Raw genomic sequence first — 26,888 nt, 5'->3', positions numbered from 1 at the left:
CTCCTATCAGCTCGTTCCCGGTACCGTGCATGAGGACGAGAAGGTCGTCGTCTTCGACGCCTCAGACGCCAAGGCCGGCACCATGAAGCGCCGCGGTCGCAAGAAGAGCATCGAGGAGTGACGGAGCTGGAACCGGATTCCCAGTGAAGACTTCGCATGGCGATCGCTGAACTGCCGCCGGAATGAAAGGAATAGCGGGAATCCCCGAGATTAGTCGTGGATTCCCGAATTCATCAGTGGTTTTTTTGTGGAATCCGTTGATACAAGGCCTGCCATCCATGAGTCATGGCGGGCCTTTTCCATTTCTTGCGCTTTTTCCTGTGGTTTCCTCTTTCGTGGCCGATTTTCTGATACGGCGATATGCCCGATATATCAGCCATCAAGTTCGTCAAGAAACCCCTTCACGGCCTTCCATACCGTATACGACTGAGGGTAGTGGAAGTCGAACTGGAATTCGTGCGGCAGCGTCGGGGAGTTGGGGAAGAACGAGGATGCGACCTGCACCCCGAGGTTCTTCAGACGACCGGCGAGCTCCCTGCCCTGTTCGGGGAAGGACACGTAGTTGCCGTCCGTCACGTAGGTGGGCGGGAACTCCCTCGACAGGTGGTTGACGATGGACGCCTGTGACGTCTCCGCGCTCGTCTTCCAGTCCCTGCGGCCCAGATACCCCCAGCCGATGGTGTTGATGAACCAGCGTTCGATGGCTGAGCCGCCCTTTCTCGCCGAGGACTCCAGATCGTATGGACCGCAGAAGAGGATAAGCCCCCGGATGGGGGTCGTCCTCGCCGGCGCCCTGATCCCGGTGAGCGCGCGGTAGCCGGGGGTCGTCTCCAACGCCGCGAACTGCGCGGCGATCTGGGCGCCCGCGGAGTCCCCGCCAAGGAGGATCCGGCTGGAGTCCAGACCGTATTTCTTGGCGATGGCCTCCACGTGGCGGACCATCTCACCGAGCTGGACGACGGGTGTCGGATACGTGGCGTCCGGCGCGTAGTCGTAGTTCATGGCCACCACGGCGTAGCCCTGTCCGGCGAGCAGCGTGCCATACGTCGACAGGCTTGACTTGTCGCCGGTGATATAGCCTCCGCCATGCACCCAGACGATGACGGGAGGCCCCTCGGAGTCGGCCGTCCCCTCTCCGCCCGCGCCTTCGCCTGCGGATTTGCCACTCGTCGGCAGATACAGATCGAAGGTGTTCCGGCCCGCCGTCGAGGGATACGTCAGGTCGCGATGCACGGTGACCCGCGATTTCGCGTCGCCGAACCCGGTCGGCAGCGTCGTTCCCCGGTCGATGAAGGCGAGCCTCAGGAGAAGGATCGAGGGCACCACGCTGACGCCGAAGGTGATGCCCGTCAGCGTTCCCACACCGAGAAGCACGATGAGCATGACGGCGAGGACCCGATGGCGTCGATGCCGGGGTTCGCGTCTGCGAGTCTCGACGTCCACAGCCGATCCGACCTTATCCGCTCCGCCGTCCATGCCGTCATCCTACGGCACGGCGACTTCGAACCGGCCTCCCGCCCCGTGTTCTCCCCAGACGGCTGAAGACCGGCTCGGAAGTGAACCGGCGGAGACGGACCGGGCGTCAGTCCTGCATGCCGGGCGTTCTGCGGCGCCGGACGCCGAGAATCATGAACGTCGTGACGGCCTCGGCCATGGATGCGCCAAGCGTCAGCATCAGGGCGAGATCGATCCGGCCGGCATAGGGAATCGTCCCGATGTCGATGACGTGCCTGACGACGGGCCACATGACCCGGGCGCAGACGAGCAGACCGACCATGACGCCTCCTGACGGGACGATGGAACCGCATATCGTGACGTCAGCGACTGTATCCGGTGAAGCTGGGAAAGCCGACGCCGCCCCTCGCATGACCCCGGCATAAGGGATCTTCCGGCAAGTTCCCATGAATCCTCATGGTTGAAGCGCGACAGTCGTGGCAGCGCGGGAACCGTCCCGCGGAGGAGACGCGTTCGTCTCCCGTCTCAGTTCGATACGAGGTGATGACATCATGCAAGGAAAGGTCTGCTCCGTCCCGATGTGCGACAGGGCGGCCGTCTCCCTCTGGGACACGCTTCGCAAGGCTCCGTCCGAGGACTCCGCGTCTCCCGCGACCCTTCCCGTCTGCGAGCTGCACGCTTGGGTACTGTCGCACGGCGGACGTATCAGCCTCACCTACCGGGGCTGAACGTCGGAGCCGGTCGTCGGGTGGTTCCCGGCTTATCCCGCCTGACCCACGGTGACGGAATCCAGGATCTCTCCATATCGCCGGTAGCAGGCCGTGCAATCGAGATCTTCGCGTCGTTTCAGCACGTAGTGCCGTAGCGCGTCGCCGTCCGCAAGGGCCTCGTCCCATCGCTCCGCCAGCGGCTGGGCCTCCTGGGGGCCGACGAGCCGGTCGTCGCCGACGATGAGGGCGGAGTCGCCGACGTCCGTGGTCACCGGGACCACGCCGCAGGCCATGGCCTCCATCAGGCTGAGCGGAGAGGCCTCCCCGTAGGACGAGGTGAGCACGGCCAGATCCGCCACCGGATACACGTTCTCCATCGCGTTGCGGATGCCGACCCTCAGGAAGCGATGATGAAGCCCTTCCGGCACATGATGGTCGAGCAGATTCTGAAGGTCGCCGTTGTCCTCCGTCATTCCCGCCCCGCACATGACGAACCAGGCGTCGGGACGGTCCTCCAGGAGCAGCGCTGCGGTGCGAACGAAAAGCGGGATGTTCTTCATCCCCGCGTAACGGGCCGAGATCAGCACCACCGGCGCCTTGGAAGGGATGCCAAGGGCGCTTCGCGCGCGATCGCGACGTCGGGACGAGGGGGTGAAACGCGCGAGGTCCACCCCGTTGGGAACGACGGGAAGCATCTCGTCAGGAAGGCCGAAGGCGTCCGCGTATGCCCGCCGCACCGAATACGCGCAGCAGATCGCCAGTCGCACCGTTCCATCGGCGAGACAGTCATGCAGGGCGGAGACTCCTCCGCCCTGGTTCGCGGGATCCGAACGGTGGAGCGCCACGACGACCGGACGGTCGATGCCGCCGATGCGGCGAAGCAGCGCCAGCGGCTGCTCCTTGAGGGCGAACAGCACGTCCGACCCGCGCATCAGCTGCTCCGCGAACAGCAGGTCCATGTCCGAGTACTCGTCCTCCGCCGATCTCGTCAGCCAGTGCAGACCGACCTGCGCCTCGGTGAGCATGCCGTGGGGAAGAGATCCGTGGATGTCCTGGATCGAATGCTCACGCTGTACGCGGCTGGTGTAGCTGAGCACGTCATGCCGCTGACCGGAATGGTGCTGCAGCCACGAGACGATGCTCGCATGCATGATGGGGGAGCCCCCCTGGAACAGACCATCCATCAATGACAGAACGATGCGCTTTTGGGGCATGGCGTCTCCTCCTTTTCTTCGTTTTTATTCGGCGTTCTCCCCAGGTGGGCGTTCTCGACCCCTCGGAGAGTGCGAATGATTCGTCGTCCTGGACGAAATTGTCGTGTGACCCGCAGCGTTCCGCTCCTGCTCTCATGGCGTGAGGGATTGACGCAACCGGAACAACGGGAATGGAGTAGTTGTATCACTGATTGTTGGAGATCAGCCGACAGAAAACTGGGTTTCTTCGAGGCCGTTATGTGCAGATGGCCGGTTCTGATTCCTTTTCGTCATCGCGGGTCCGCATAATATAATGGAGATTCTTCGGTCAATCGGGGATCGGAACGGAGACAAGCGGATGAGACGGGTTCGGCGCATGTCTGGTGCGATGTCATGGCGTGATGACCGGCACGGGGGCCGTCGATGAGCCGCCACGTCTCGTCGCATGCGCGACGGACGGTCCGCCGCCATCGCGTCTGGCCGTGGATTCTCGCTTTCGTCATCCTTGTGCTGCTCGCCTGCGCCGTCGTGGCGGGGGTCGCCGGATGGCGTCTGTACTCCCAGGCGCGGCAGGTTCGCAACTACGAGCAGCAGGCCCTGCAGTCGTTGAGCAGCGTGTCCGATCTGTCCGACTCGACGAAGCTTGCGACGGTGTCGGCCAATATCTCATCGGCCCAGACGGATACCGCCAAGGCGAGAACGATCGCCCACGGACGTCTGTGGAACATCGCGTCCTCCCTTCCCTACGTCGGCGACGACGTGGCCACCGTGCAGGGGATGACCGACGTCCTGCACGGCATCGTCTCCACCTCGGTTCCGCAGCTCGTCGACGTCGTCAGCAGCCTGCAGAACTCCCAGCTCGGAGATGGGTCCTCGGGACTCAACCTCAAGCCCATCCTGGCCGCGCAATCGTCCATCAAGAAGGTCGATGCCGAATTCACCGCACAGGTGAAGGCCTATGACTCCCTGGCGACTCCGCGCACCTCATCCGTGAAAACCGCCTATCTCAGCGGGAAGACCAAGCTGACCTCCGTCGCCGACACCGTGGACAAGCTGTCGAACGCGTTCCAGATCCTGCCCGGGTTCCTCGGTTCCGGCCAGACGCGAACGTATGCGGTCATGGCCATGACCACCTCCGAGATGCGCTCCTCGGGAGGCCTCATCGGGTCGGTCGGCGTGATGACCACGGACAACGGCAAAATCACCATCGGCGACTTTCGCGCCAACACGGAGTACATTCCCTACGGCAGCGGTGGTCCCACGTCCGACGAAACGCGGCTGTTTACCACCTGGGGGCCTCTTGAGGTCGCATTCGACGTGCGCGACCTCGCGGCGTTCCCGGACACCTCACGCACGGCCGAGGCGATGAGGACGATATGGAACCGGACGAGCTGGGGGAGCGGGACCACTCTCGACGGCGTGGTGCTCGTCGACCCGGTCTTCCTCCAGGATCTCGTGTCCATCAACGGGAACGTGACCCTTTCCGACGGCACGGTCCTCACCGGCAGCAACACCGCCGAATTCCTGCTGAACACCGTGTACAAGAAGTATCCGACCTCGCAGCAGGACGCGCTTTTCGGCGAGGTCGCCGAGCAGGTCGTGGGAAGCATGTTCAAGGACGTGAACCTCACGAAGCTGGTGAAGGTCGGGACGGCGATGAGCACGATGGCCGAAGGTCGCCACTTCTCGATGTACACCTTCGACTCCTCGACCGAGAAGACGATCTCCTCCGCCGGTTACACCGCGAGCACGCCCAGCAGCGAGACGGCTCCCTCGGTCGGCGTGTACCTCACCGAGCAGAACGCCTCGAAGATGGGCTGGTACATCCACCGCACCTCGAAGATTACCAGGCTGTCCTGCAATTCCGACGGTTCCCAGACCTACAAGGTCACCTATACCATGACCAACACCCTCACATCCTCCGAGGTCTCCTCCCTGCCGGACTACATCCGAGGCGTCGGACAGGCCAGCCAGCCACGGGGATACGGAGTGGAGAAGACGCTCGTATATCCGCCGGCGGGGGGAAGCATATCCGGGCTCACGATCAGCGGGAAGCACACTGACCCTCTGAAGACCACGATGAACGGCAAAGGGCTCTACGCCAGCATCATCACCCTCGCGCCCGGCGCTTCATCGACCATATCCTTCACCGTGACCACGTCCACGAAGGCGACCTCCGACCTGAAGATCGACCAGACGCCCATGGGCTGGGCGGAGTCGGGCGTCACCTCGGAGACGGACGCCTGCACGATCGGAGGCCAATGATGCGGATCCTCGTCGTCTGCACCGGAAACGTCTGCCGGTCTCCCATCGGCGAGCTCCTGCTGACGCGCTATCTGGAGGGGACCTCCATCGAGGTGTCCAGCGCGGGTACGCGCGGGCTTTCCGGCCATCGCATCGACCCCTCCAGCGCCCGTCTGCTTGAGGCCGCGGGCATCGATTCGGTCGGATTCCGTTCCAGACGTCTCACGCGTCCGATTGCCATGTCCGCGGATCTCATCCTGTGCTTCGAGAAGAAGCAGCGTCGTGACATCGTCTCCCTTGCCCCCACCGCCGTGCGGCACACCTTCCTCGTCGGAGAGTTCGCCCAGATGTGCGAGTACTGCGCGCGCAGGGGCATGATCTCCGGGCTGACCATCCAGGAGCGTCTCATGTCGGTTGTCCGACGCTCCGCCATGATTCGTCCCATGCTCGATGAATCGCCGGATATCGTCGATCCCATAGGGAAGGATTTCGAGGTCTTCCAGCGGGCCGCGGAGGAGACGAACACTGCGATCCGGCGTATTCTGACAAGCATGCGTAAGCATTACGCATCCGCTATCGTGGACCAATCGCTGCGTGATGGTACAGTATCCGCTGTTTGACGAATTTGGGGAGAACGGGAACGACTGTGACAATCGCTGATCTTTGGCATATCCTCCGTAAGCATCTGACGACGGTGATTCTCGTCTTCGTGGCGGTTTTCGCGGCCGTCGCGGTGGTGACCTTCGTCATGCCGCCGAAGTATACGGCGACCGCGGAGCTTTTCGCCACCTACACGTCGTCCTCGGATTCACAGGACACCTCCTCGGACATGAACTCCGGTGCATCCTATCTGTCCACGCAGATCAAGACGTATCCCTCCCTCGTCAAGACGGAGTCCATTCTCAAGCCGGTTATCAAGGACCTCGGCCTGGACATGACCGTCGACGACCTCGCCGACGCGGTGACGGCGACGAATCCGACGAACACCTTCATGGTCGACATCAGCGTCGAGAACGGGGATGCCGGCCAATCGGCGGCCATCGCCAACAGCGTGGCGGAGAACCTCGCGAAGCAGATCTCCTCGTCCCTCTACAGCAGCAGCACCTCCGGAAGCTCCCCCATCGAGCTCAGCGTGGTGCAGAAGGCCCAGACGCCCACGTCACCAAGCTCGCCGAAGATTCCTCTGTATCTGGCCGTCGGATTCGTGCTGGCCCTCATCCTCGCGGTCGCGGCAGCGCTGCTCAAGGACGTCCTCAACACCAAGGTCGACGGTTCCGAGGACGCCAAGGAGCTCACCGACACCTCCTCGCTGGGAAGCGTCCCCCGTTCCGACGCCTTCAACGACGAGGCGCCCGCCATCGTCTCCCGGCCCAACAGCATGGAGGCCGAGGAGTTCCGTCGCATCCGGTCGAACATCTCCTTCCTCAGCCCCACCGCCACCGAGAAGGGGCATCTTCTGGTCATCACTTCGACCGAGCCTTCGGAGGGCAAGACGACCATATCCGCCAACATCGCCGCGTCCATCGCGGAGGAGGGCAAGACGGTTCTGCTCATTGACTCCGATCTGAGACATCCCTCCGTCGCGCACAGGCTCAAGATCGAGGGGCACGTCGGGCTGTCGCACATCCTGTCCGGACAGGCGACCCCGCGTGACGTGGTGCAACCCTACTGGAAGCCGAACCTGCATATCCTTCCGGCCGGGAAGCGTCCTGCGAACGCCAGCATCCTGCTCAATTCCGACATCATGCGCGAGCTTATCGAGCAGGCGCTCAAGCAGTATGACTACGTCATCATCGACACGGCTCCCATGACGGTAGCCAACGAGGCCACCGTCTTCGGCAGGATCGCGGATGGAGTGGTCATGGTGGTCGGCCGCGGGGTGGCCGACAAGAAGGATCTCAAGGCGACGGTGGAAAGTCTTAAAACCGCGGAGGTCCCGGTGTTCGGATTCATTCTCAATTTCGCCAATCCGAAGAAGATTCATTCTAACAACTACTACTATTATTATTCGGACAATCCGCGGAAGAACGGTCGTCAGCCCAAGGGCAAGCACCTGTGAGGTGAAGGCCGCCTCGCCCGTTATGGTATGAATTCAAGGCCAGGACACGGTGCCCGCCTTCGCATGTCGGCTCGTGAACGTGTGCCCATAAATGGCAGTGGCAAGGGGGCCACACCGGAGGAAGGTGGGGTGTGATGGGTGGTGAAGGGGATTCACGGCGAGCGAATCTACTGATGTTCCCGGTTTCCGGGGGTTCTTCCGATCGTTCCGGCGCGGTGGGCGGCGAGGGGGGACCAGCATTCCGTCGTCATGTCACGGGCGGTCCCTCGGGAAGGGTCCCGCGTCCCTCCCCATCCTCCCCTGTGCGGCCTTCCCCTCAGCCTTCCGACGTACGGTCCTCCTCGATGGGTAAGGAATCGTCCTCCGCCGAATCCGGTTCTCCGGTCGCACCGGCTTCCCCCGAATCTCACCAGGAGGGACTGACCGCGTCGACGAGCAAGGACGTCGTGGACACCCAGTGGGACATCCCGTTCATCGATTTCTCGAGCGTCAGCAAAGGAACGGGGTCCTCGGTCCTTCCCGACCGGACGAGAAGGAAATCCGCAGGCGCGAAGCCCTACCGCCGTGAGACGTCCGGCCAGATTCCCGAGGGCGCCTTCGGTGATGTCCATCGGATTTCAACGGGTGCGAAGGGGCTTCCCTCGCCATCCGGTCAGCGGACCGCTCCGGTCGACATGGATGATTTCTGGGCTCTTTTCGCGGATGGCGTCCTGTCGGACACCTCCTCCGCCGCCGGCACAGCGGCGAGCAGTCGGTCGGGCTCATCCGTGGGTTCGGCCCCCGGGACGCACGTCGACGCGTCACCGGAACCGACAACGGCCATGCCTCCTCTTCCACCCGCTGCATCGTCGCGGACGATGAATGAGTTGGGTCGTGACGAATCGGGCCAGGGAACGGACCTGGCGCCCTCCGTACGAAGGGGAAGGGTCCCCGCACGGCCATTGCAGACGCTCGGAGAGACCTCGGGAACTCGGGTACAGGTCGCGAGGCATCGTCACGCCCATACGGATCACACCTCGGCCGCGGCGGAGATCAGAGCGGCGAAGCGCTACAGGCTCAGGAAAATCGTCACCCTCATCCTGGTCGTCGTGGTGATTGCGGCTTTGGCCATCGGCGGCGCTCTCTTCGGCATTCGTCATCATCGGGCCGTTGCCCATGCGACTGCTATGGAACGCTGCACGACATCCTTGACTCAGTACCGTTCACGGAAGACATCCCTGACGAAGGCCCTGACCTCGGCCGATTCGGCGACGGGAGTGACCGTGTCCCAGGTTTCGGACGCCGCGACCGTGGAGAAGCTGGACAGTGTGGTCTCCTCGGCGCGGGCCCTTGCCGCTGGACGGACATGCTCGTCCGGGATGACCGCGATGGCGCTGTCATCCGTAGCCCAGACGAACCTGTCGCTCGCCTCGAAGGCGGAGAAGCTCACCACCTCTGTCAGAAGCGCCTCCGCCGCCGTACTGAAAAGCCAGCGGACGAAAACCGAGGCGGTCCGGAAGGCGCAGAAGGACCAGGCGAAGGCCGCCCTGTCCACGACCGTGTCCTCGGGAACCACCCTGCTGACGAACAGCCGGTGGAAGGTGGCCGATGATTCCACTCGCGTCACCCTGCAGACGGCATTGTCCGACGCGAACACGGTTCTGGCCGATGACAAGTCGGATGTGGCGGCTTACGAATCCGCAAAGGTTGCCATTACGACGGCGATGACCAAGGTGACAGCCTCCATGCAGACCCTGACCGAGCAGGAGGCCGCGCAGGCCGCATCCAGTGCGTCGGCAACGAGCAGTTCCGGGGCCGACTCGTCGCCATCGCCATCGACAGGATCCAGTACGAAGTCTTCGTCGTGAACGACCGCATCGTCGGCGGTGGACTCCGTCGATGAATAGACCTCGTCGAGTGCTGACGGTGGCAGTGGCAAGAAAGGGCTTGGCGGCTGCGCGCTTGGAAACCGATAGATGACGGCAGCCCGGATAGCATGAAGACGGACCCCGAACACAGAACACCCAAACAGGACGGAAGAATTTCGCATTCCGGGGTCGCGTTCACTCGGCAAACTCTCGGGCAATGATTCCGGCCAGAGGCAGATAGTTGCGTCGGCCTACGGGTCATTGCCAATCCGCGGTGACGACCCGAAGGATTATTATTTCCGCCGCGAATTCTGCGCGGTCGAGTCGTGCCCAGTATCTCGTCCGATTCAGCGTCGGGAGCGGCGTCCGAGAAGACGATGCGTATTGAGGTTGGGAGGCAGGATGAGGATCTGGCGGAGAGTGGCTGCTTTCGGGTTTCTGATGTCGTCCTCAGTTTGAACGCGATCCTGATCAGTAGCTCTTGTTCGCCAGCCAATGGGAATAGGCGCCCTGCACGCCGCCGTAGCGCCCGGCGCAGTAGCTCCAGAACCACTTGAGCTGGGTCTGGTAGTTGGTCGCCCAGTCGGATCCCGCCGAGACCATCTTGCTGCCCGGAAGCGCCTGGGGAAGGCCGTAGGCGCCGCTCGGATTCTGGGCGTTGACCCGCCAGCCGGACTCGTGGCTGATGATGTACACGGTGGCCGTGAAATCCGCCTCCGTGTAGCCGTTGGACAGCATGTAGTCGTGCGCCCACTGCTGCATGGTGCCGACGGGCGTGGTCGTCCCGATGCTCGAGCTTGAGGAGCTGCTGGAACTTGAGGATGACGACGAGGAGGACGAGGACGACGTTCCCGTTCCCACCAGGATGACCTTGTCGACGGGTGCCTTCTTCACGTAGGAGGTGAACACGTTGGACGACACGACCTTGCCGCCCGACTCGGTGACCAGGCTCGTCGTCTCCATGACTCCCTTGACGCCCTCCGTCTGGACCTTCTTCGTGCCCTTCGGAAGGGCCGAGGTCTCCTTCGTGACGACGTTGTAGGCGATGTCCTCATCCTTGGTCTGCAGATCCGCGGAGGCGCGGTCGATGGTGATTACCGTTGACTCCGTCACCTTGGTGGTGAGCGAGGGTGAGACGGTGTCGTCGGTGTCAAGAGTGATGTTCCCGGCGTCCAGAACGGACTTCACATCCGTGAAGTCCGTTCCCAGCACCACGCGGGACTTGCCGTTGACCTCAACCGTCACGTACGAGGTTCCGTCCGATGTGCCCGACAGCGGCTTGCGGTCCTCGCTGCGGGAGACGTTCAGTGCGTCCGTGTCCGTCGCCGAATAGGAGGTCACACGCGATGATGACGCGCCGTGCCGGGTCGCATAGAAGCTTCGGGTGACGACGGCCCCGGTGACGAGGAGCGAGATCGCCGCGACCACCGCCACGATTCTCATCCACTGCCGCATATTCAGCGAACTGAGGGTGGGTGTTCGTCTGCGGTGACTGGCCATTGCTCTCCTTGGTCGGACGTTCATCTGCCGTGCGCTTCCGTGCGCGTGGGGACGTACCTCGCCGTCCCCCTCCTGCCTGCCGTCCAACGCTGGATGCACGACATGGCGACCTCGGATTGCGCATGCGGCACTCATGATAGACGGGCGTGATGACGACGCCAAACGGCCCCGGGCGATGTGAATCGTCCGGGGCCGTTTGACAATCGTCGGATTGCGTATCTCCTGTGGGTCTCTACTCCTTGCGCCTCTACTCCTTGGCGGCGGCCGTCACGTCCAGCTTGCGGGCCTGGTCGATGAGGTCGTCAAGATCCGAGGAGCGAAGAGCACCGGCCTGCTTGAAGACGATCTGCCCCTGCTTGGCGACGATAAGCGTGGGAACGGCTCTGATGTCCGCGGCGGACGCCAGCTCCTGGTTGGCGTCGATGTCGACCTTCGCGAACACGATGTCGGGGTTGGCTTCGCTCGCCTTCTCGAAGATGGGCCCGAAGGCGCGGCACGGGCCGCACCAGGTCGCCCAGAAGTCGACGAACACAAGGGTGTTGTCGGTGATGGTCTTGTCGAATGTCTGCGTGGTCACGGCCTGCGTCGCCATTGCGGTGTCCTTCCGGATTCCCGGACCAGGGTCCGGCGTGCTTCTGATTCCTGTGATGCTGCGGTGCGCCAGCTACCCGGCGAACCGTCTGGCTCTAGCATCCCAGAATCTGACGTCATCGGCATGGCGGTTTGCTGAAAGCGCATACTGGTGGGGGTATATGCACCTGCCAGGCGCGACGAAACGCGGAACGCGCAGAACGGAGGGTGATAATGGGTGTCATGCCAGTCCTGAACGATGAGGTGCCCGATGACGACGACTTCGATGCGGGTCGTCGTCGCGGTGAGTTCGACGACATCACCCCTGAGGATTTCGTGCATGGGTCCCCCCACGGCAATCCCCCCGGATGGCTGGGCCCCGACGACGTCGACCGGGTCAGACGCCAGACGCCCATCCCGTATGTCGAAATCGTTCCCGTCCGCACCGACGACTTCGGCAGGGTGATCCAGATCGGCTCGCTGCTCCGAGTCACCGAGGATGGGACCGTGGTGCGCACGTTGATCACGGGGCGTGTGCTCTTCCACGAGACGCTGCGCGAGGCCATCGCGCGCAACATCGCCAAGGATCTGGGCGAGATTGCGCTGCCGGTACTCCCGGCGAGCCCGGTGCCGTTCACCGTCGCGGAGTTCTTCCCCACCCCGGGCGTCTCCGAGTTCTACGATCCCCGCCAGCATGCCATCGCCCTGTGCTACGTCGTGCCCGTTCCGGGCGACTGCAAGCCGCAGGACGAGATGCTCGACGTCGAGTGGTGCGACGCCTCCTCACGCGAGGACGTCGAGGCCCTAGTCTCCCAGATGGCGAACGGCCACGGCCTTATCGTGAGGCGCGCGCTGGCCTGGACGGGACTGTAGGTCCGCGGATGGTCGTCCGGCATCGAACGCCCCTGATGAACGCGGCCTCGCATGCCCGGGCGCAGGGGACGGGCGTGACAAGAGGAGAGACCGCATGACCATGATGCTGAGCAACACGGTGTACAGGGACGCCGAGAAGGGCGACGGTGACGCGGTGCCGTTGGTCCTCGTCCACGCCTTCCCCGTCGACCATCGGATGTGGGACGAGTGCGCGGGGCGCATCATCCGGCTTTCCGACGCCCGGGGACTGCCCGCCTTTCCCGTCTGGGCGCCCGATACTCCCGGCTCGGGGCGGTCCCCCGTTCCGGATGCCGTCGACTCGGGCCCCCAGACGGCGGACGGGTCATACCCGGACGCCCTCGGCCATCTGGTCGACGCCCATGCGGATCTTGTCAGACGCGCCGGATACCGCCGGGCCGTCTGGGTCGGACTGTCCATGGGGGGCTATGTGGCGATTGGGATGCAGCGTCGTCACCCTGACATCATGGCCGGACTCGCCCTGTGCGACACCCGTGTGTCCGTCGACGCCCCCGTGGCCCGCCAGGGTCGTCTCCGCTGCGCTGAGGAGAGCCTGCGAACCGGGGGCGTCGGGCCCGTCATGCATTTCGCCGAGCCTCAGCCTGGCGACTCGGCGACGAAGAGGTCCCCGGAATTCGTCGCGACCTTCACCCGCTGGATAAGGTCGCAGACGCCGGACGGCATCGCCTGGCGACAGCGCATGGCCGCCGGACGACCCGACATGACCGACGAGCTTCCCCACGTCAGCGTCCCCGCCGCCGTGGTCAGCGGGGAGCGCGACCCCTCCAGCCCGCCGGAGGCGATGATTCCGCTCGCCGAGGCGATGACGGGGACGGACGTGCGCTTCACGCGGGTCCCGGACTGCGGGCATTTCAGCGCCGTGGAGAGGCCGGACGTCGTGGCCGGCGCCCTCGTCGATCTCATGGCCCGCGTTCTGGCGTCCGAGGCGCGCTCATGACCGCCGGCCCCTCAGATGACGTTCGTCCGGCCGGCGACGGATCCATCCCTTCGACGGACCCCAGGCCGGGGTCCGCACGATCCCGTGGCGGGAGCCCTCCGGGAATGCCGATGCTCCCCATGCTCTCCCTCACCCTCCCTCTGCCCTTCCTGCCCCTTGCCCAGGGCGACATCGACTACGAGGTGGACAGGCGTTCGGATCCCGGGCTGATCGACGAGGCGCTGGACCATCCCGGCACCCAGGTCATGCTCGTGCGTTCGGGCAGGATCGCGGTCCCACGCGGGCAGGGCGCCCTGGCAGTCACCGACAACCGCAGGATGCGTCTGGCCACCCTTCCCGGCCACTATGTCCTGGACGAGCTGCGGCGCCACCCCGAGGCCATCGCCGTCTATCTGGGCGCCTACGTGAGGGACGAGCCCGTCACCCACGCGGTGGCCCTCGACGTCACCGCCGTGGGCGGCGTGCGCGACATGGCGTCCGTCGTCCCGGATTCCGCCCATGAAGGCGCGGACGACGCCTTCGACGACACCGTCGCCCCCTCCTCCCCGCCGTCCCGGCCCGTCTCCCTGCTGCAGCGCACGGTGGAGGGTTTCGACTGGGTGGATCTGCGGGATTTCGCCCCTCATGCCAACGCTCGCCAGGCCGGACAGGCGACCACGGCCGCGGCTCTCAGCCTGTGGCATTCGCGCCAGCGCCGCTGCCCCGCCTGCGGCGCGCCCGTGGTGCCGGCGCTGTCCGGGTGGGCTCAGCGCTGCACCAACCGCGACGACGGTGAACGCGTGCTCTTCCCCCGTGTGGAACCCGCGGTCATCACCTCGATCGTCGATCATCATGATCGCCTGCTGCTCCAGCACAACGCGGCGTGGAAGGACGACAGGCTGTACTCCGTCAGCGCCGGCTTCGTCGAGGCGGGGGAGAACCTTGAGCACGCCTGCCGTCGTGAGGCCCGCGAGGAGACGGGCGTGCGGCTCGGACGGGTCCGGTATCTCGGCTCCCAGCCCTGGCCCTTCCCCGCCTCCCTGATGATGGCCTTCAAGGCCGAGGCGGAGGGGACGGACATCCAGGTGGATCGGCAGGAGACCGTCGACGCCCGCTGGATGACCCGGGACGAGTACACCGCCGAGCTGCTGGACGGACGCATGGTCGCTCCGGGACGCGCGACCATCGCCCGTTACATGGTCGAGGAATGGTATGGGCATGACCTTCCTCGCTAGATGGAGCCCATCCACCCTGCGCGGGTAGGATTCGCGGTAGGCCTCGCACGATTCGGGCGATGACGGTTCCGGGCTGGCGAGGAGGCATGGCCACCGTCTCCATGGCACGGTCGGACATGGCGGGAAGGACGACGACATGGCGGATGACGGGCGCGATCGTGCGGATGACGGGACCGCTGATGACGGCGGACGTCCCGACCTCGAGGACACGGCGAGCTTCGAGCCCGTCGAGGCGGATCCGCTTGCGCTGGGAGCCATCGCCGACGTCACCGACGCCGAAGCCACCGCACGCCGGGAATCGCATCGCCAGACCATCGGCCTCGTGATCTTCGCCGTTCTCGCCGTCCTCCTCGCGGCCGCCGCCATCGGGGGATACGCCTACGCGAAGTCCTACTTCGCCGACAAGGCGGCCCCCGGAGTCCTTTTCGCCGGCGGGTCCGTGGCGGGGCGCACGTCGTCGCAGCTCACCGGCATCGTCCGCAGGGCGGTCTCCGCCACACGCTTCACCCTCACCGACAGCAAGGGGAGGAGGATCGGCGCCACGCTGTCGGATCTGGGCGTGACGGTGGACGTCAGGAAGACGGTCACGTCCATCATGGCGGCGAAGAAGGGCGAGGGCATGGGCCGTCTCAATCCGCTGGAGCGGGTGTCCGTGCCGCTGAAGGCCACAACCGACGACACGGTGCTCGCCGACTATCTCGCGGACGGTTTCGTGGCGAAGTCCGACCGCCCGACGGCATCCTCCGTCTCCTATGACTCCGTCACCGGGAAGTTCGTCGTGGATGGCGGGACCACCGGCACCGTGGCCCAGACGTATGCCATCGAGGAGGCTCTGCAGAGCGCCATCGAGGAGCCGGGAGGCTCGCACGCGGTGAGCTTCCGATACGAACGCGGCGAGATGCCCATCTCGATCGCCGCGGCCACGAAGGTCGCGGCCCGGGCGAATTCCCGGCTGGGGGCCATCACGCTCACCGGCGGCGACAAGGTCACCTATGTCATCCCCTCGGCGACCATCGCCTCATGGACCGTCCTGAAACCGCATGCCGGCAAGGGAACCATCGCCCTGTCCTACGACCGGGAGGCGATCGGCACGTACCTGGACAAGGAGCTCCCCTCGCGTTTCGGCAAGACGGCCGTGGCGGAGAAGGACGTGGTCGACTCCTCCGGGAAGGTCGTCCTCGTCGACACGAAGGGCGTGGACGGGCTCAAGGTCACGAACGCCGATGATGTGGCCGACGAGGTGCACGACGCCCTGACGTCGGGAGACAAGGCGACCGTGCAGGTGGATACGACGACCGTGACCCATGGGAGGACCACCACCACGGTGGACATGTCGCTCGTCGTCGACCTGTCGACCCAGACCGTGATGGCGTACAAGGGCTCCGACAAGGTGGCGGAGTTCCTCGTCTGCGTCTCCGGCCAGGCGGCGGGGTCGTCCTCCGGGGACGTCTACGTGACCGACCATGCGACGTCGGCCAAGCTCACCACCAGCACGTCCTCCTCATCCTCGGGGTCCTCGGACGGGAAGGACGCCGGGGACTCCTCGACGAAGGATCCGGCGTCGTCCTCGTCCACCACGACCGTGCAGTGGGTGAGCTACTTCGGATCCTCGCAGGCCTTCCTCTCTGCGACCTGGAACTCCGACGGCATCGCCTCCGGGGACCCGAGGACGGCCTCGTCGGACGCGTTCGTCGAGATGTACTCCTCCGACGCGCAGTGGATAGTCGAGAATTGCCCCAAGGGCACGAAGGTGAGCTTTACCGGGGCGGAACCCTCGAAGGCGGTGAGATAGGACGAGCTCGTCGTGCGTCCGCGTCCCCGTCCGGTTGTGGTTCCTGTCCGGTCATCCCCTTTCGCCTGAGGGATCGTCCTCCGCGATTCGCGTCTGCCCATCCCGGGTGCCGCGGGAGGCGGCCTGGAGCGGACCGCATGGTGGGCGAGGACTTCGCGGGGGTATTCTGAAGGCATGAGTGACGACACCGAGGAACCGCGTCCGCCGCGTCTGGACATCCCCGAGCAGCTGAGCTACTCCGAGGAGCATGCGTGGGTGGACGACTCCGTCGACCCCGCCATCATCGGCATCACCGAATACGCGGCCGACCAGCTCGGCGACCTCGTCTTCATCGACCTTCCGGAGGTGGGCGGCCGCATCGAGGCCGGGGACGAGGTCGTGGAGCTCGAGTCGGCGAAGGCCGTCCAGCCTCTCGTCAGCCCCGTCTCAGGCGTGATTCGTGCGGTCAACAACGGCGCCGCCGAGGACCCCTCCGTCGTCAACGGCGACCCCTATGGGGAGGGCTGGCTGATCAAGGTCGCCCTCGACGACGACGAGCCGGAGCTGCTGGACGCCAACGGGTACGAGCGCATCATCCGGTCATGACGCGACCCCGCCGCACGAACGGTTCCGACGGCTCCCAGAGGGCGGGTTCGCCGGAGCCGCTGCCAACGGATGACATGCCCACGGTGCCGATTCCCGCAAGACGCGTGCTCACCGTCGTCGACGCGGCCTCCCGGCATGAACGCATCGAGATCAAGCCGCCCCTGGTACGGCTGGTGCGCCGCCTGATCACCGGAGGCTTCGGGATCTGGCTGCGTGTGTCCACCGCCGCCGTCCGGCGGCTCGGATGGTACGAATGCGTGGAGCCCTACGTCGGCTACGGCACCGATGACTACTCGCGTCTCGTATGCCGCACGGTGTACGGTCCCGAACGCCATCGCACGGGCGGTGCCAGCCGCGGGATCCGCGGGATGATGACGGTCCCCGCCCCCCGGGTGGGCGTGCGCATCGCCATCGACGACGTCCCCGTCGAAACCGTCCAGGTGGGCACCTCGGAGATCTACGACCGCGTCGACCCGTCGGCCAGCTCCGACGGCCTGGCGGCGGTCTCCGACGACGCCGGATACCTCGACCTCGTGGCCGACCGCCGTCTCGAGCCCGGCGTCCACATCGTGTCCTACCGAGTGGCCCGGCGCCTCCCGGTGAAGGCCAGTCTGTTCACCATCGCCCCCGGGACCGGGATCGGCGTGATCTCCGACGTGGACGACACCATCATGGTCACGCAGGCGCCCACCCTGTGGAAGGCCGCCTACAACGTGCTGCTGCTCAACCCGCGCAAGCGCGTCCCGGTGCCCGGCATGGGCTCGCTGTTCACGAAGATCTCCGACCTGTTCCCCGAGGCGCCGTTCTTCTACCTGTCCACCTCGCCGTGGAACGTCGAAGGGTCCATCCGGCATTTCATCGCCGACCATGGCTATCCCGCCGGACCGCTGCTGCTGCGGGACCTCGACCCGCGCCCCAAGACCTTCGTCCCGACCGGGGTGCAGCACAAGCTCGAGTTCGCGGAGCAGCTTATGGCCGACTTCCCGAGGATGCGCTTCATCCTCATCGGCGACGACGGGCAGCGCGACCCCACCACCTACGCCACAATCGCCCGCCGATACCCGGGCCGGGTGCTCGCCATCGCCATTCGACAGCTCAGTCCCGGGGAGTCCCGCCCCTGGGGAGGGATGTCCGGAATCGCGGCGACGCAGCCCGCCCCCGTCACCGACGTGCCCGTGTTCATGGGCACGACCGGGGCGAACCTCATCACCACGATGCTGCCGTATCTGCGGCAGTTCCGCTGAGTCCTGCCGATCGCTTCAGCCCCTTCCTGTCCGTCCGGCGCCCCTAGAATGGCCGTCATGACCGAATCGTCCTCCGCTTCCTCCGCTCCGTCGCAGACGACGTCATGGACCCGTCCATCCGCGTCGTCCCCGTCCTCCGTCACCTCGTCTCCGGCCGCGGATCGGGAAGACCCGCATCCGCCCGTCGCGGCGCGCCGCCCGACCCGACGCAGCGTCCATGGCGACGCGTTCGCCGATCCCTATGAATGGATGAGGGACAAGACCTCCCCCGAGCTGCGCGACTACGTGGCCGCCGAGAACCGCTACTGCGAGAGGCGCACGGCCCATCTTGACGGCCTGCGGCGCACTCTGTTCGACGAGCTGAAGTCCCATGTGCAGGAGACGGATATGTCCGTGCCCACGCGGGTGGACGGCTACTGGTACTTCTCCCGCACCATCGAGGGTCGGCAGTATGGGGTGCAGTGCCGCGTTCCCATCACCGGACCCGACGACTGGGACCCGCCGAGGGTCGCTCCCGGCGAACCTGGCTCCATGCCGGGCGAAGAGGTCCTCTTCGACGCGAACCATGAGGCCGAAGGGCATGAGTTCTTCCGCATCGGAGGCATGGACGTCAGCCGCGACGGGCGCCTGCTTCTCTACGGCGTCGACCTGCACGGCGACGAGCGCTACGACTACCGGCTGCGCGACCTCGCCAGCGGCCGCGACCTGCCGGACGCCATCGACGGCATCGGGGGCGCATGTCTGACGCCCGACGGCCGATGGGTGTTCTACGCCGTCCTTGACGACGCCTGGCGGCCCTGCGCCATCCGGCGGCATCGGGTGGGGACCTCCTGCGCCGACGATGCGGAGGTCTTCAGCGAGAGGGACGAGCGCTTCTGGGTCGGCGTAGGGATGAGCTATGACGAACGGCTTCTCGTCATCGGCACCGATTCGAAGACCACCACCGAGGTGCTCACCCTGCCGGTCGACGACCCCGAGGGAACGTTCCGTGCCTTCATCCCCCGGCGGGAGGGGATCGAATACGACGTCGGATTCTCGAGTTTCGAGGACGCCGGCGAAGGCGGCGAGGACATTCCCGTGGCGGTCGTCTGTCACAACGCCCTTAACCCGAATTTCGAGGTGGACGTCATCGACATGCGCGCGCATCAGCCGCCATATCGGCTCGGCGAGGGCGTTCGCGTCGCCGTCGGATCGCCGTTCGGATGCGAGAAGGGCGACGCGGTGCTCCCCGGAGCCTCCGGAATGCCCATCCGCACGCCCTGGAGCGATCCGCACAACCCCGAGATCCTCCAGGATTCCCGGGGACTGGAGATCGAAGGGCTCGGCATCCATCGTCATGCGGTCACCCTGTCCTGGCGCGCCGAGGGGATGGGACATATCGCGGCCATGCCGAAGGACCAGGCCGTCCAGGATTTTCTCGCCGGGCGTCCCTGGCGCTTCCGTGAGATCCTTCCCCCGGCGCTGGAGGGGGAGAGGGAGGACGGCCGCCTGTACGCCGTGGGTCTGGGAGGCAACCCCTCCTACGCCGCGCCGCGCCTACGCTATTCGTTCAGCAGCTACACGCGTCCTGGCGAGCTGCATGAGATCGACCCTTCGACGGGTCGTGACGTGCTCCTCAAACGTGCGGTGGTTCCGGGGGGATTCGATCCGGCGGACTACGCGGAGCGGCGGCTGTGGGTGACGTCCCGCGACGGCGAGGGCATCCCCGTCTCCCTCGTATGGCGGAGCGACCGGCTTGATGACGCCAGGCGCCCCGATGGTCGGCCGGCGCCGATGTTCATCACCGGATACGGCGCCTACGAGATCAGCTCCGACCCCGGATTCTCCTCGGCGCGGCTCAGCATGCTCGACCGCGGGGTGCTGTATGCCGTGGCCCACATACGCGGCGGCGGCGAGATGGGGCGCGCCTGGTACGAGCAGGGCAGACGGCTGGAGAAGAAGCACACCTTCGAGGACTTCGTCGACGCCACCGCCGCCCTGCAGGGGATGGGGCTCGCCGAACCGGCCACCACGGTCGCCAACGGCGGATCCGCGGGAGGCCTGCTCATGGGCGCCGTGGCGAACATGGCGCCCCGGCTGTACGCCGGAATCGAGGCCGACGTGCCGTTCGTCGACGCGCTTACCTCCATACTCGACCCCTCCCTGCCGCTGACGGTCACCGAATGGGACGAATGGGGCGATCCTCTGCACGATCCGGAGGTCTATCGCTACATGAAGTCGTATTCTCCCTACGAGAACGCGCCGGCCAGCCCGGAGCAGGGACGTGGCTTCCCCCGCATCCTCGTCACCACCTCGATGAACGACACCCGCGTCCTCGTGGTCGAGCCCCTCAAATGGGTGGCGCGGCTCCAGGCGGCGGGGGTCGACGCCATCGAGCGCATCGAGACGGAGGCGGGGCACGGCGGCACGTCCGGACGCTATCGCCAGTGGCGCGAGCTCGCCTTCGAGAACGCCTGGTGCCTGGACGTCATGGGCATCGACCGGTGACTCCCGTCGGTTCGCCGGCCGATCGGAGCCGCCGAACCGGACTCCTGCGCCGTCCATCAGATGAACCCGGATATGGACCCGCGTGGGGCCGCGTGTATGGTGCCGCTCTATGAGCACTGACAGGAAGACATACGACATCGCCGTGATCCCCGGCGACGGCATCGGCAAGGAAGTCACCCCCGTCGCGCAGGCCGCGCTCGACAGGGCCGGCCATGGGGTCGCCGACTTCCGCTACGAGACCTTCGATCTCGGGGCCGAACGGTATCTGCGGGACGGGGCCATTCTCCCCGACGAGGACCTTGAGCGCATCAAGGGCAAGGACGCCATCCTGCTTGGCGCGGTGGGGGACCCCCGCATCAAGGCGGGGATCCTCGAGCGCGGGCTTCTGCTGAAGCTGCGCTTCGCGCTCGACCAGTACGTGAACCTGCGTCCCTCCAGACTGTACAGGGGCGTCACCTCGCCCCTGGCCGATCCGGGCGACATCGACTTCGTCGTCGTGCGCGAGGGCACCGAGGGCCTGTACTGCGGGGCAGGCGGCGCCATCCGTCGCGACACCCCCCAGGAGGTCGCCACCGAGGTCTCCATCAACACCGCGTACGGCGTCGAGCGCGTCGTGCGCTACGCCTTCGGGCTGGCCATGAAGCGCCGCCGGCACGTCACCCTCGTGCACAAGAAGAACGTGCTCGTCAACGCCGGCGACATGTGGCAGCGCATCGTCGACCGCGTCGCAGAGGAGTTCCCGGAGGTGACCCACGACTATCTGCACATCGACGCCGCCACCATCTTCCTCGTCTCGAAGCCCTCGCGCTTCGACGTCATCCTCACCGACAACCTCTTCGGCGACATCCTCACGGACGAGGCCGGGGCGGTCGTGGGCGGCGTCGGCTATTCGGCGTCGGGCTGCATCAATGCCGACAACCGCTATCCCTCGATGTTCGAGCCCATCCATGGCTCCGCGCCGGACATCGCCGGCAGAGGCATCGCCAACCCGACCGCCGCCGTGCTGTCGGCCGCCATGCTGCTGCGCCATCTCGGATTCGATGCCGCCGCCGCGAAGATCGATGCGGCCGTCGAGGCGGACATCGCCGAAAAGGGGTCTCTCGACCGCACCACCACCGAGGTGGCGGACGACATCCTGTCGCGCATCGACTGATTCGCGGTCCGGATCGGACGGGTCCTCCGCCGAGCCGGCATGGTCATGCGATCGGCTGATCCGGGACGTGTTTCGCCGGGTCAGCTCCCGCCCCGACATGGGTCTATCTTTGTGGTATGAGCGACAACAGCGGTCAGCAGAACGGTCAGCAGCCCTATGGCCCCGCCGGTGATGGCGGGGGATACCGGCAGTATGGTCAGCCAGGGTCGACGGGGCAGGGCTTCTCCTCCTCCGCGGGCTCGCAGCAGCCCTACGGACAGGCGAACGGCGGCCCACAGTATCAGCAGCCGTACGGAGGGCAGCAGCCCCCGTACGGCGGTCAGTACCAGCAGCCCTATGGCCAGCAGCCCCCGTATGCGGGTCCGACGGGCTACGGGCGGCAGGTCCCCCCGGGCTACATCCCCCGCCAGAAGCTGGTGGCGGGTCTTCTGGGGATCTTCCTCGGCGCTCTGGGCGTGCACAACTTCTACCTCGGATACACGGGGAAGGCCGTGGCCCAGCTGCTCATCTCCGTGCTGAGCCTCGGAATTCTCTGCTGGGTGTCCGCGATATGGGGCCTGGTCGAGGGGATTCTCATCCTGTGCTCGAACTACGGATCCACCTGGCATCGGGACGCCCGCGGCGTCGAGCTTGCCGACTGAGGCCACGGCGGCCGGGCGACGGGTTGACGGGTCGCTGATGGGCATCTCAGGCCGGGGTACCTGCAAGGTCGCCGGAGGCAAGCTTGTCGGCGTGAACGTCATCGCCGCTGATGACGGTCGCATCACGTCCTGCTCCGTCGACGGCGACTTCTTCGTCGACGCCTCCGATGAGGAGGCGGAGGCCCTGCTGGACGATCTGGGTCGTGCTCTGGCCGCCGGTCTCCATTCGGGGGACGACGTCTCCCGTGCGCTGCTTGCCCATCCCGCCGCCCGGCTGATCGGGATCGGTCCGGACGCCATTCGGACCGCCTTCCTGCGTGCCCTCGAGGATGCCGGCGTGGAGGGCCGCCCGGCGATGGGGAATCCGACCGGGGATCCGATTGGGACGTTCCAGGCGCCTGATGCGGAGGCCGGGCGTGATTCGCGCGCCGACGCGTGGCGGAGACGCTGGTCACGTCTGCATCCGCGGATCATCCACGACGCTCCGCGAGACCCGCACGACCAGATGGAGGTGGACGAGCGCTGGGCCCGCCTGACGGCCGCCGGCATGATGCCGCCCACGCTGCGCTTCTGGGAGTGGGCCTCTCCGGCCGTGGTCATCGGGCGCTTCCAGTCCGCGTCCGCCGAGGTCGACCTCGATCGCGTCCGACTGGAGGGCTTCACCGTGGTGCGGCGCTGCACCGGCGGCGGAGCGATGTTCATCGAGCCCGGCGACACCATCACCTACTCGCTCATCGCCCCTCTGTCCTTCGTCTCGGACGTCGACGTCGTCACCTCCTACCGCCTGTGCGACCAGTGGCTGGTCGACGCGCTTGAGGGGGTGGGGATTCACGCCTCCTTCTCGGGTCTGAACGACATCTCCTCCGACCAGGGCAAGATTGGCGGCGCCGCCCAGCGCCGCTTCCCTCCGGTTGATGGAGGACCTGGGGCGGTTCTGCATCATGTCACCCTCGCCTACGATATCGACGCCGTGAGAATGGGACGCATCCTTACCCCGGACAGACGCAAGCTTGCCGACAAGGCGGTGCGTTCGGCGGTTCGCCGGGTCGACCCGATGCGTTCGCAGACGGGTCTGCCTCGTGACGAGATCGTGGAGCGGCTGATTCGCTCGGCCGCCACGACGTCCGGGACTGCAGCGGCGATGGTTCCCGGGCACGCAGCCCCGGATGCGGCCGGCGACCGCGACGCGCGACCACGGGGCGCACGCCCCCGACCCGTCCCCGGAGGGGACGGGTCGGGACCCTCGGGCCCGGCGATACAATGAAGCGGAGTCAATGCCGATTCGCGGTCAGGGGATTCCGGGAGGTGCGATGCGCGTAACCGCCAAGCCGAACGCCATCCCCGACGAGGACGAGCGGAACGAGCTTCTGCATACGGCTCTGTTCAAGCAGGTACCGGCCGAGCAGTCCAGGGAGCTGCTGTCGCATCTGAAGCGGCGGTCATGCCGCAAGGGCGACCTCATCTTCCATGAGGGCGACAAGGACCATCGGATGTATCTGCTGGAGAACGGACGCGTCAAGCTCATCCGCCAGTCCTCCGACGACCGCGTCCAGCTGCTGAGCATCCACGCGCGGGGGGAGGTGCTGGGCGAGATTCCGGTTTTCGATCCCTCCGGCGGTCCGCGCACGGCGACGGCGGTGGCCATGTCCAACGGCACCCGTGTGGCCTGGCTTGAGCACGACGTGCTGTTCCGATGGATCAACGAGCATCCCCGCGTGGCGGTGGACATGCTCCAGGTCCTGGCCAACCGCATGCGGTCCAACAACGACCGCATCTCGGATCTCGTGTTCATGGACGTCCCCGGGCGTCTCGCCAAAACCCTGATCAACCTTGGCGCACGCTTCGGCAGACCCGTCGAGGCGGGTCTTCTCGTTCCCCACGACCTGACGCAGGAGGAGATGGCCCAGCTGGTGGGATCCTCGAGGGAGACCGTCAACAAGGCCCTGATGGACTTCGCCAATCGCGGATGGATAGCCCGCGAGGGCCGGTCGATCATCATCTACCAACCGGGGATGCTCATCAGGCGCGCACGTCGCTGACAGACGTCTTTCGGATGTCTCCCAGCCCGTTTTCGGCTGGCCGCGGGGTTGTGAGGAATTCGGGACGGATTCGGCCTTCCTGGGCCTTTTCGTGGGGGTCCGGTAGGGTGCGGGCCATAGAATGGGCCGCATGCCCAAGAGGAACTCTCTGACCGTCAAGCGCGTGCTTGCGCTTCTGCTCGCGTATCTCACGCTCTGCATCGCGGGAGGAGTGGTCACCAGCGTTCTGTTCCTTCCGGCCGTCGTCGGCATCAACAACACCGTCAAGGCGACGATTCCGTCGCTGTCCGTCGAGGGCATCGACTTCGACGTGACCAGTCTGCCGCAGAAGTCACGCATCTACGCCTCGGACGGCAAGACGGTCATCGCCTCCTTCTATGCCCAGAACCGCACCGTGGTCCCCATCAAAAGCATCTCGAAGTACATGCAGCAGGCCGTCGTGGCGCGTGAGGACCGTCGCTTCTTCGAGCACAGCGGCGTGGATGTCCAGGGCGTGCTCCGCGCCTTCGTCGAGACCTACATCAAGAAGGGGGACACCCAGGGCGGGTCGTCCCTCACCCAGCAGTACGTCAAGAACGTCCTGCTCGTCCAGGCGCAGGAGGATGACGATCCGATAGCGGAATATGACGCCACCGAGGACACGGTGGCCCGCAAGCTGCGCGAGATGCTCATCGCCGTGCAGATGGAGCAGAAGTACAGCAAGGCCGAGATCCTGCAGGGATACCTCAACATCGCCCAGTTCGGCCGCAACAGCCTGTACGGCGTCGAGACGGCGGCCAAGCGCTACTTCAACACGACCGCGGCTAAGCTCACCATCGTGCAGGCCGCGACCATCGCCGCCATCACCAAGAACCCCGTCCAGTATGATCCCTCGGTCACGTCGAACCAGAAGACGGCCCAGGAGCAGCGCAACATCGTGCTCGACCTCATGTACCAGCAGGGGTTCATCACCAAGGCGCAGCGGGACACCGCCAAGGCCACGCCCATCGCCAGCACGCTGGACATCCAGGACGTGTCGAGCGCGGGCTGCCAGACCGCCGGGGACGCGGCGTTCTTCTGCTCCTACGTCACCAAGCAGATCCTCAACTCGACGGAGTTCGGCAAGACCAGAGCCGCCCGCCAGAAGCTTCTCAACGAGGGCGGGCTCGACATCTACAGCACCATGGACGTCAACGCCAACGCGGCGGCCATGAAGGCGGCCAGGGACACCGTCCCCGTCGACGACTCCAGCGGATTCGAGGTGGCCATCGCGGCGATCCAGCCCGGGACCGGGAAGGTGCTGGGCTTCGGCATCAACAGGACCTATGACGCCACCGAGGCGGCGTCGAAGGATTCGACGCGAACATCCATCAACTACGCGGTCGACGAGAAGGACGGCGGAGGGGAGGGGTGGAACGTCGGATCCACATGGAAACCCATCAACATGGCGGCCTGGCTTCTCGCCGGTCATTCCCTCAATGAATCCCTGACGACGAGCACCTACTACGCCAACAGCGGCTTCGACTGCGGGAACTACAAGTTCCATGGATCCTGGTCCCTTCAGAACGCGGGAGGGGGAACCACCAGCCCGGAGACCCCTCTGGAGGGCCTCGTGAGGTCGCATAACACCACGCAGGCCTCCATGGTCCAGAAGATCGGGCTCTGCGCGGTGGCCAACACGGCCAAGACCATGGGCTACCACAATTCGCCCATCGGTCAGGAGAGCGTCTACTCCTCCAACTCCTTCAACCCCCCGATGATCATCGGCTCCGTTCAGGCCTCGCCCCTGACGATGGCCAACGTCTACGCGACCATCGCCGCCGACGGCGTCGAATGCACGCCGATCGCCATCACCAAGGTCGTCGACACGGATGGGCAGCAGCTCAAGGTGCCCAGTGCCAACTGCCATCAGGCCATCTCCAAGGAGGTGGCGCAGACCGTCGCCTACGCCTTGAACCAGGGCGTAGTCACGTCAGGGGGCGAGGCCGCGACGACGCAGCTGGACAACAACCGCAAGACCTTCGCCAAAACCGGGACGAACGAGGACAAGTACATGCTGACGGCCGGGTTCGTGCCGCAGGTGTCCGCCTTCGTCGCCGTGGGGAACGCCGAGTACCAGAAGAGCTTCAACAACATGACGATCAACGGCAAGACGCATTCGACCTGGTACGGCATGTACATCGCCACGCCCGCATGGAAGGAGTTCATGAACACCTACCTCAAGGCGGCGAACATCCCGATCGACAACGACTATGGGACGGCGGCGTCCCAGTTCCTCAAGTCGTCGTCGTAATCCCGCCCTCGTCGGGGGGGGGTTGGCGGGGGGC

At 65.7% G+C, this 26,888-nt stretch carries 20 protein-coding genes and 1 pseudogene; 16 read left to right on the top strand and 5 right to left on the bottom strand.

The window, feature by feature from the left end; all coding sequences use genetic code 11:
- Positions 1-372: 372 nt before the first annotated feature.
- From RWX87_RS04090 to RWX87_RS04080, 3 genes are all read right to left on the bottom strand, one after another.
- The gene (locus RWX87_RS04090; protein ID WP_314687234.1) at positions 373-1,476 is read right to left on the bottom strand and encodes an alpha/beta hydrolase; all 1,104 of its coding nucleotides are present in this window, start codon (positions 1,474-1,476) and stop codon (positions 373-375) included.
- Between the two features lie 106 nt (positions 1,477-1,582).
- Positions 1,583-1,777, bottom strand: a complete 195-nt coding sequence (locus RWX87_RS04085; RefSeq protein ID WP_314687231.1) for a hypothetical protein — start codon at positions 1,775-1,777, stop codon at positions 1,583-1,585.
- Between the two features lie 438 nt (positions 1,778-2,215).
- A complete protein-coding gene (locus tag RWX87_RS04080) occupies positions 2,216-3,379 on the bottom strand; it encodes a glycosyltransferase (RefSeq protein WP_314687228.1) in 1,164 nt (387 codons plus the stop codon).
- A 402-nt stretch (positions 3,380-3,781) separates the two neighbouring features.
- On the opposite strand from RWX87_RS04080, the gene RWX87_RS04075 reads away from it, so the two are divergent.
- From RWX87_RS04075 to RWX87_RS04060, 4 genes are all read left to right on the top strand, one after another.
- Complete coding sequence (locus tag RWX87_RS04075; RefSeq protein WP_314687225.1) at positions 3,782-5,623, top strand: DUF4012 domain-containing protein; 1,842 nt, start codon at positions 3,782-3,784, stop codon at positions 5,621-5,623.
- Positions 5,623-6,222: a low molecular weight phosphatase family protein gene (locus tag RWX87_RS04070; protein ID WP_314687237.1), complete on the top strand. Its 600-nt coding sequence runs from the start codon at positions 5,623-5,625 to the stop codon at positions 6,220-6,222. The genes RWX87_RS04075 and RWX87_RS04070 overlap by 1 nt, the downstream gene beginning before the upstream one ends.
- 26 nt (positions 6,223-6,248) lie before the next feature.
- The gene (locus RWX87_RS04065) at positions 6,249-7,661 is read left to right on the top strand and encodes a polysaccharide biosynthesis tyrosine autokinase (protein ID WP_314687223.1); all 1,413 of its coding nucleotides are present in this window, start codon (positions 6,249-6,251) and stop codon (positions 7,659-7,661) included.
- Positions 7,662-8,005: 344 nt separating this feature from the next.
- Positions 8,006-9,508 (top strand): hypothetical protein, encoded by a 1,503-nt coding sequence (locus RWX87_RS04060; RefSeq protein ID WP_314687220.1) that lies wholly within the window; start codon positions 8,006-8,008, stop codon positions 9,506-9,508.
- Positions 9,509-9,979: 471 nt separating this feature from the next.
- Here the strand turns inward: RWX87_RS04060 and RWX87_RS04055 are convergent, their stop codons facing one another.
- Both RWX87_RS04055 and trxA read right to left on the bottom strand, forming a co-directional pair.
- The gene (locus RWX87_RS04055; RefSeq protein WP_314687218.1) at positions 9,980-11,008 is read right to left on the bottom strand and encodes a G5 domain-containing protein; all 1,029 of its coding nucleotides are present in this window, start codon (positions 11,006-11,008) and stop codon (positions 9,980-9,982) included.
- 247 nt (positions 11,009-11,255) lie between these two features.
- Complete coding sequence (gene trxA / locus RWX87_RS04050; RefSeq protein ID WP_314687216.1) at positions 11,256-11,600, bottom strand: thioredoxin; 345 nt, start codon at positions 11,598-11,600, stop codon at positions 11,256-11,258.
- A gap of 221 nt (positions 11,601-11,821) precedes the next feature.
- On the opposite strand from trxA, the gene RWX87_RS04045 reads away from it, so the two are divergent.
- From RWX87_RS04045 to RWX87_RS03990, 12 genes and pseudogenes are all read left to right on the top strand, one after another.
- Positions 11,822-12,451: a DUF4916 domain-containing protein gene (locus tag RWX87_RS04045; RefSeq protein WP_314687214.1), complete on the top strand. Its 630-nt coding sequence runs from the start codon at positions 11,822-11,824 to the stop codon at positions 12,449-12,451.
- Positions 12,452-12,545: 94 nt separating this feature from the next.
- Entirely contained in the window at positions 12,546-13,427 is an 882-nt protein-coding gene (locus RWX87_RS04040; RefSeq protein ID WP_314687210.1) for an alpha/beta hydrolase, read from the top strand.
- A 104-nt stretch (positions 13,428-13,531) separates the two neighbouring features.
- On the top strand, positions 13,532-14,641 hold the full coding sequence (nudC, locus tag RWX87_RS04035) for an NAD(+) diphosphatase (RefSeq protein WP_399552296.1): 1,110 nt from the start codon (positions 13,532-13,534) through the stop codon (positions 14,639-14,641).
- A gap of 136 nt (positions 14,642-14,777) precedes the next feature.
- On the top strand, positions 14,778-16,433 hold the full coding sequence (locus RWX87_RS04030; protein WP_314687207.1) for a hypothetical protein: 1,656 nt from the start codon (positions 14,778-14,780) through the stop codon (positions 16,431-16,433).
- 174 nt (positions 16,434-16,607) lie between these two features.
- Positions 16,608-17,018, top strand: coding sequence for a glycine cleavage system protein GcvH (gcvH, locus tag RWX87_RS04025; protein ID WP_314687203.1), 411 nt, complete (start codon positions 16,608-16,610; stop codon positions 17,016-17,018).
- 74 nt (positions 17,019-17,092) lie between these two features.
- Positions 17,093-18,262, top strand: a complete 1,170-nt coding sequence (locus RWX87_RS04020) for a phosphatase domain-containing protein (RefSeq protein ID WP_314687201.1) — start codon at positions 17,093-17,095, stop codon at positions 18,260-18,262.
- Between the two features lie 177 nt (positions 18,263-18,439).
- Positions 18,440-20,749: pseudogene (locus tag RWX87_RS04015) on the top strand (S9 family peptidase); the annotation flags it as partial.
- 109 nt (positions 20,750-20,858) lie between these two features.
- Positions 20,859-21,902: a 3-isopropylmalate dehydrogenase gene (locus tag RWX87_RS04010; protein ID WP_314687199.1), complete on the top strand. Its 1,044-nt coding sequence runs from the start codon at positions 20,859-20,861 to the stop codon at positions 21,900-21,902.
- 116 nt (positions 21,903-22,018) lie between these two features.
- On the top strand, positions 22,019-22,543 hold the full coding sequence (locus RWX87_RS04005; RefSeq protein WP_314687196.1) for a TM2 domain-containing protein: 525 nt from the start codon (positions 22,019-22,021) through the stop codon (positions 22,541-22,543).
- 37 nt (positions 22,544-22,580) lie between these two features.
- On the top strand, positions 22,581-23,807 hold the full coding sequence (locus tag RWX87_RS04000) for a lipoate--protein ligase family protein (protein WP_314687194.1): 1,227 nt from the start codon (positions 22,581-22,583) through the stop codon (positions 23,805-23,807).
- A 46-nt stretch (positions 23,808-23,853) separates the two neighbouring features.
- The gene (locus tag RWX87_RS03995; protein WP_314687193.1) at positions 23,854-24,582 is read left to right on the top strand and encodes a Crp/Fnr family transcriptional regulator; all 729 of its coding nucleotides are present in this window, start codon (positions 23,854-23,856) and stop codon (positions 24,580-24,582) included.
- Between the two features lie 130 nt (positions 24,583-24,712).
- Positions 24,713-26,854, top strand: coding sequence for a transglycosylase domain-containing protein (locus RWX87_RS03990; RefSeq protein ID WP_314687191.1), 2,142 nt, complete (start codon positions 24,713-24,715; stop codon positions 26,852-26,854).
- The last annotated feature ends 34 nt before the right edge of the window (positions 26,855-26,888 follow it).

This window comes from uncultured Bifidobacterium sp. (assembly GCF_963540075.1).
Classification (GTDB): domain Bacteria; phylum Actinomycetota; class Actinomycetes; order Actinomycetales; family Bifidobacteriaceae; genus Bifidobacterium.
This window is presented reverse-complemented; position numbering and strand designations above follow the sequence as displayed.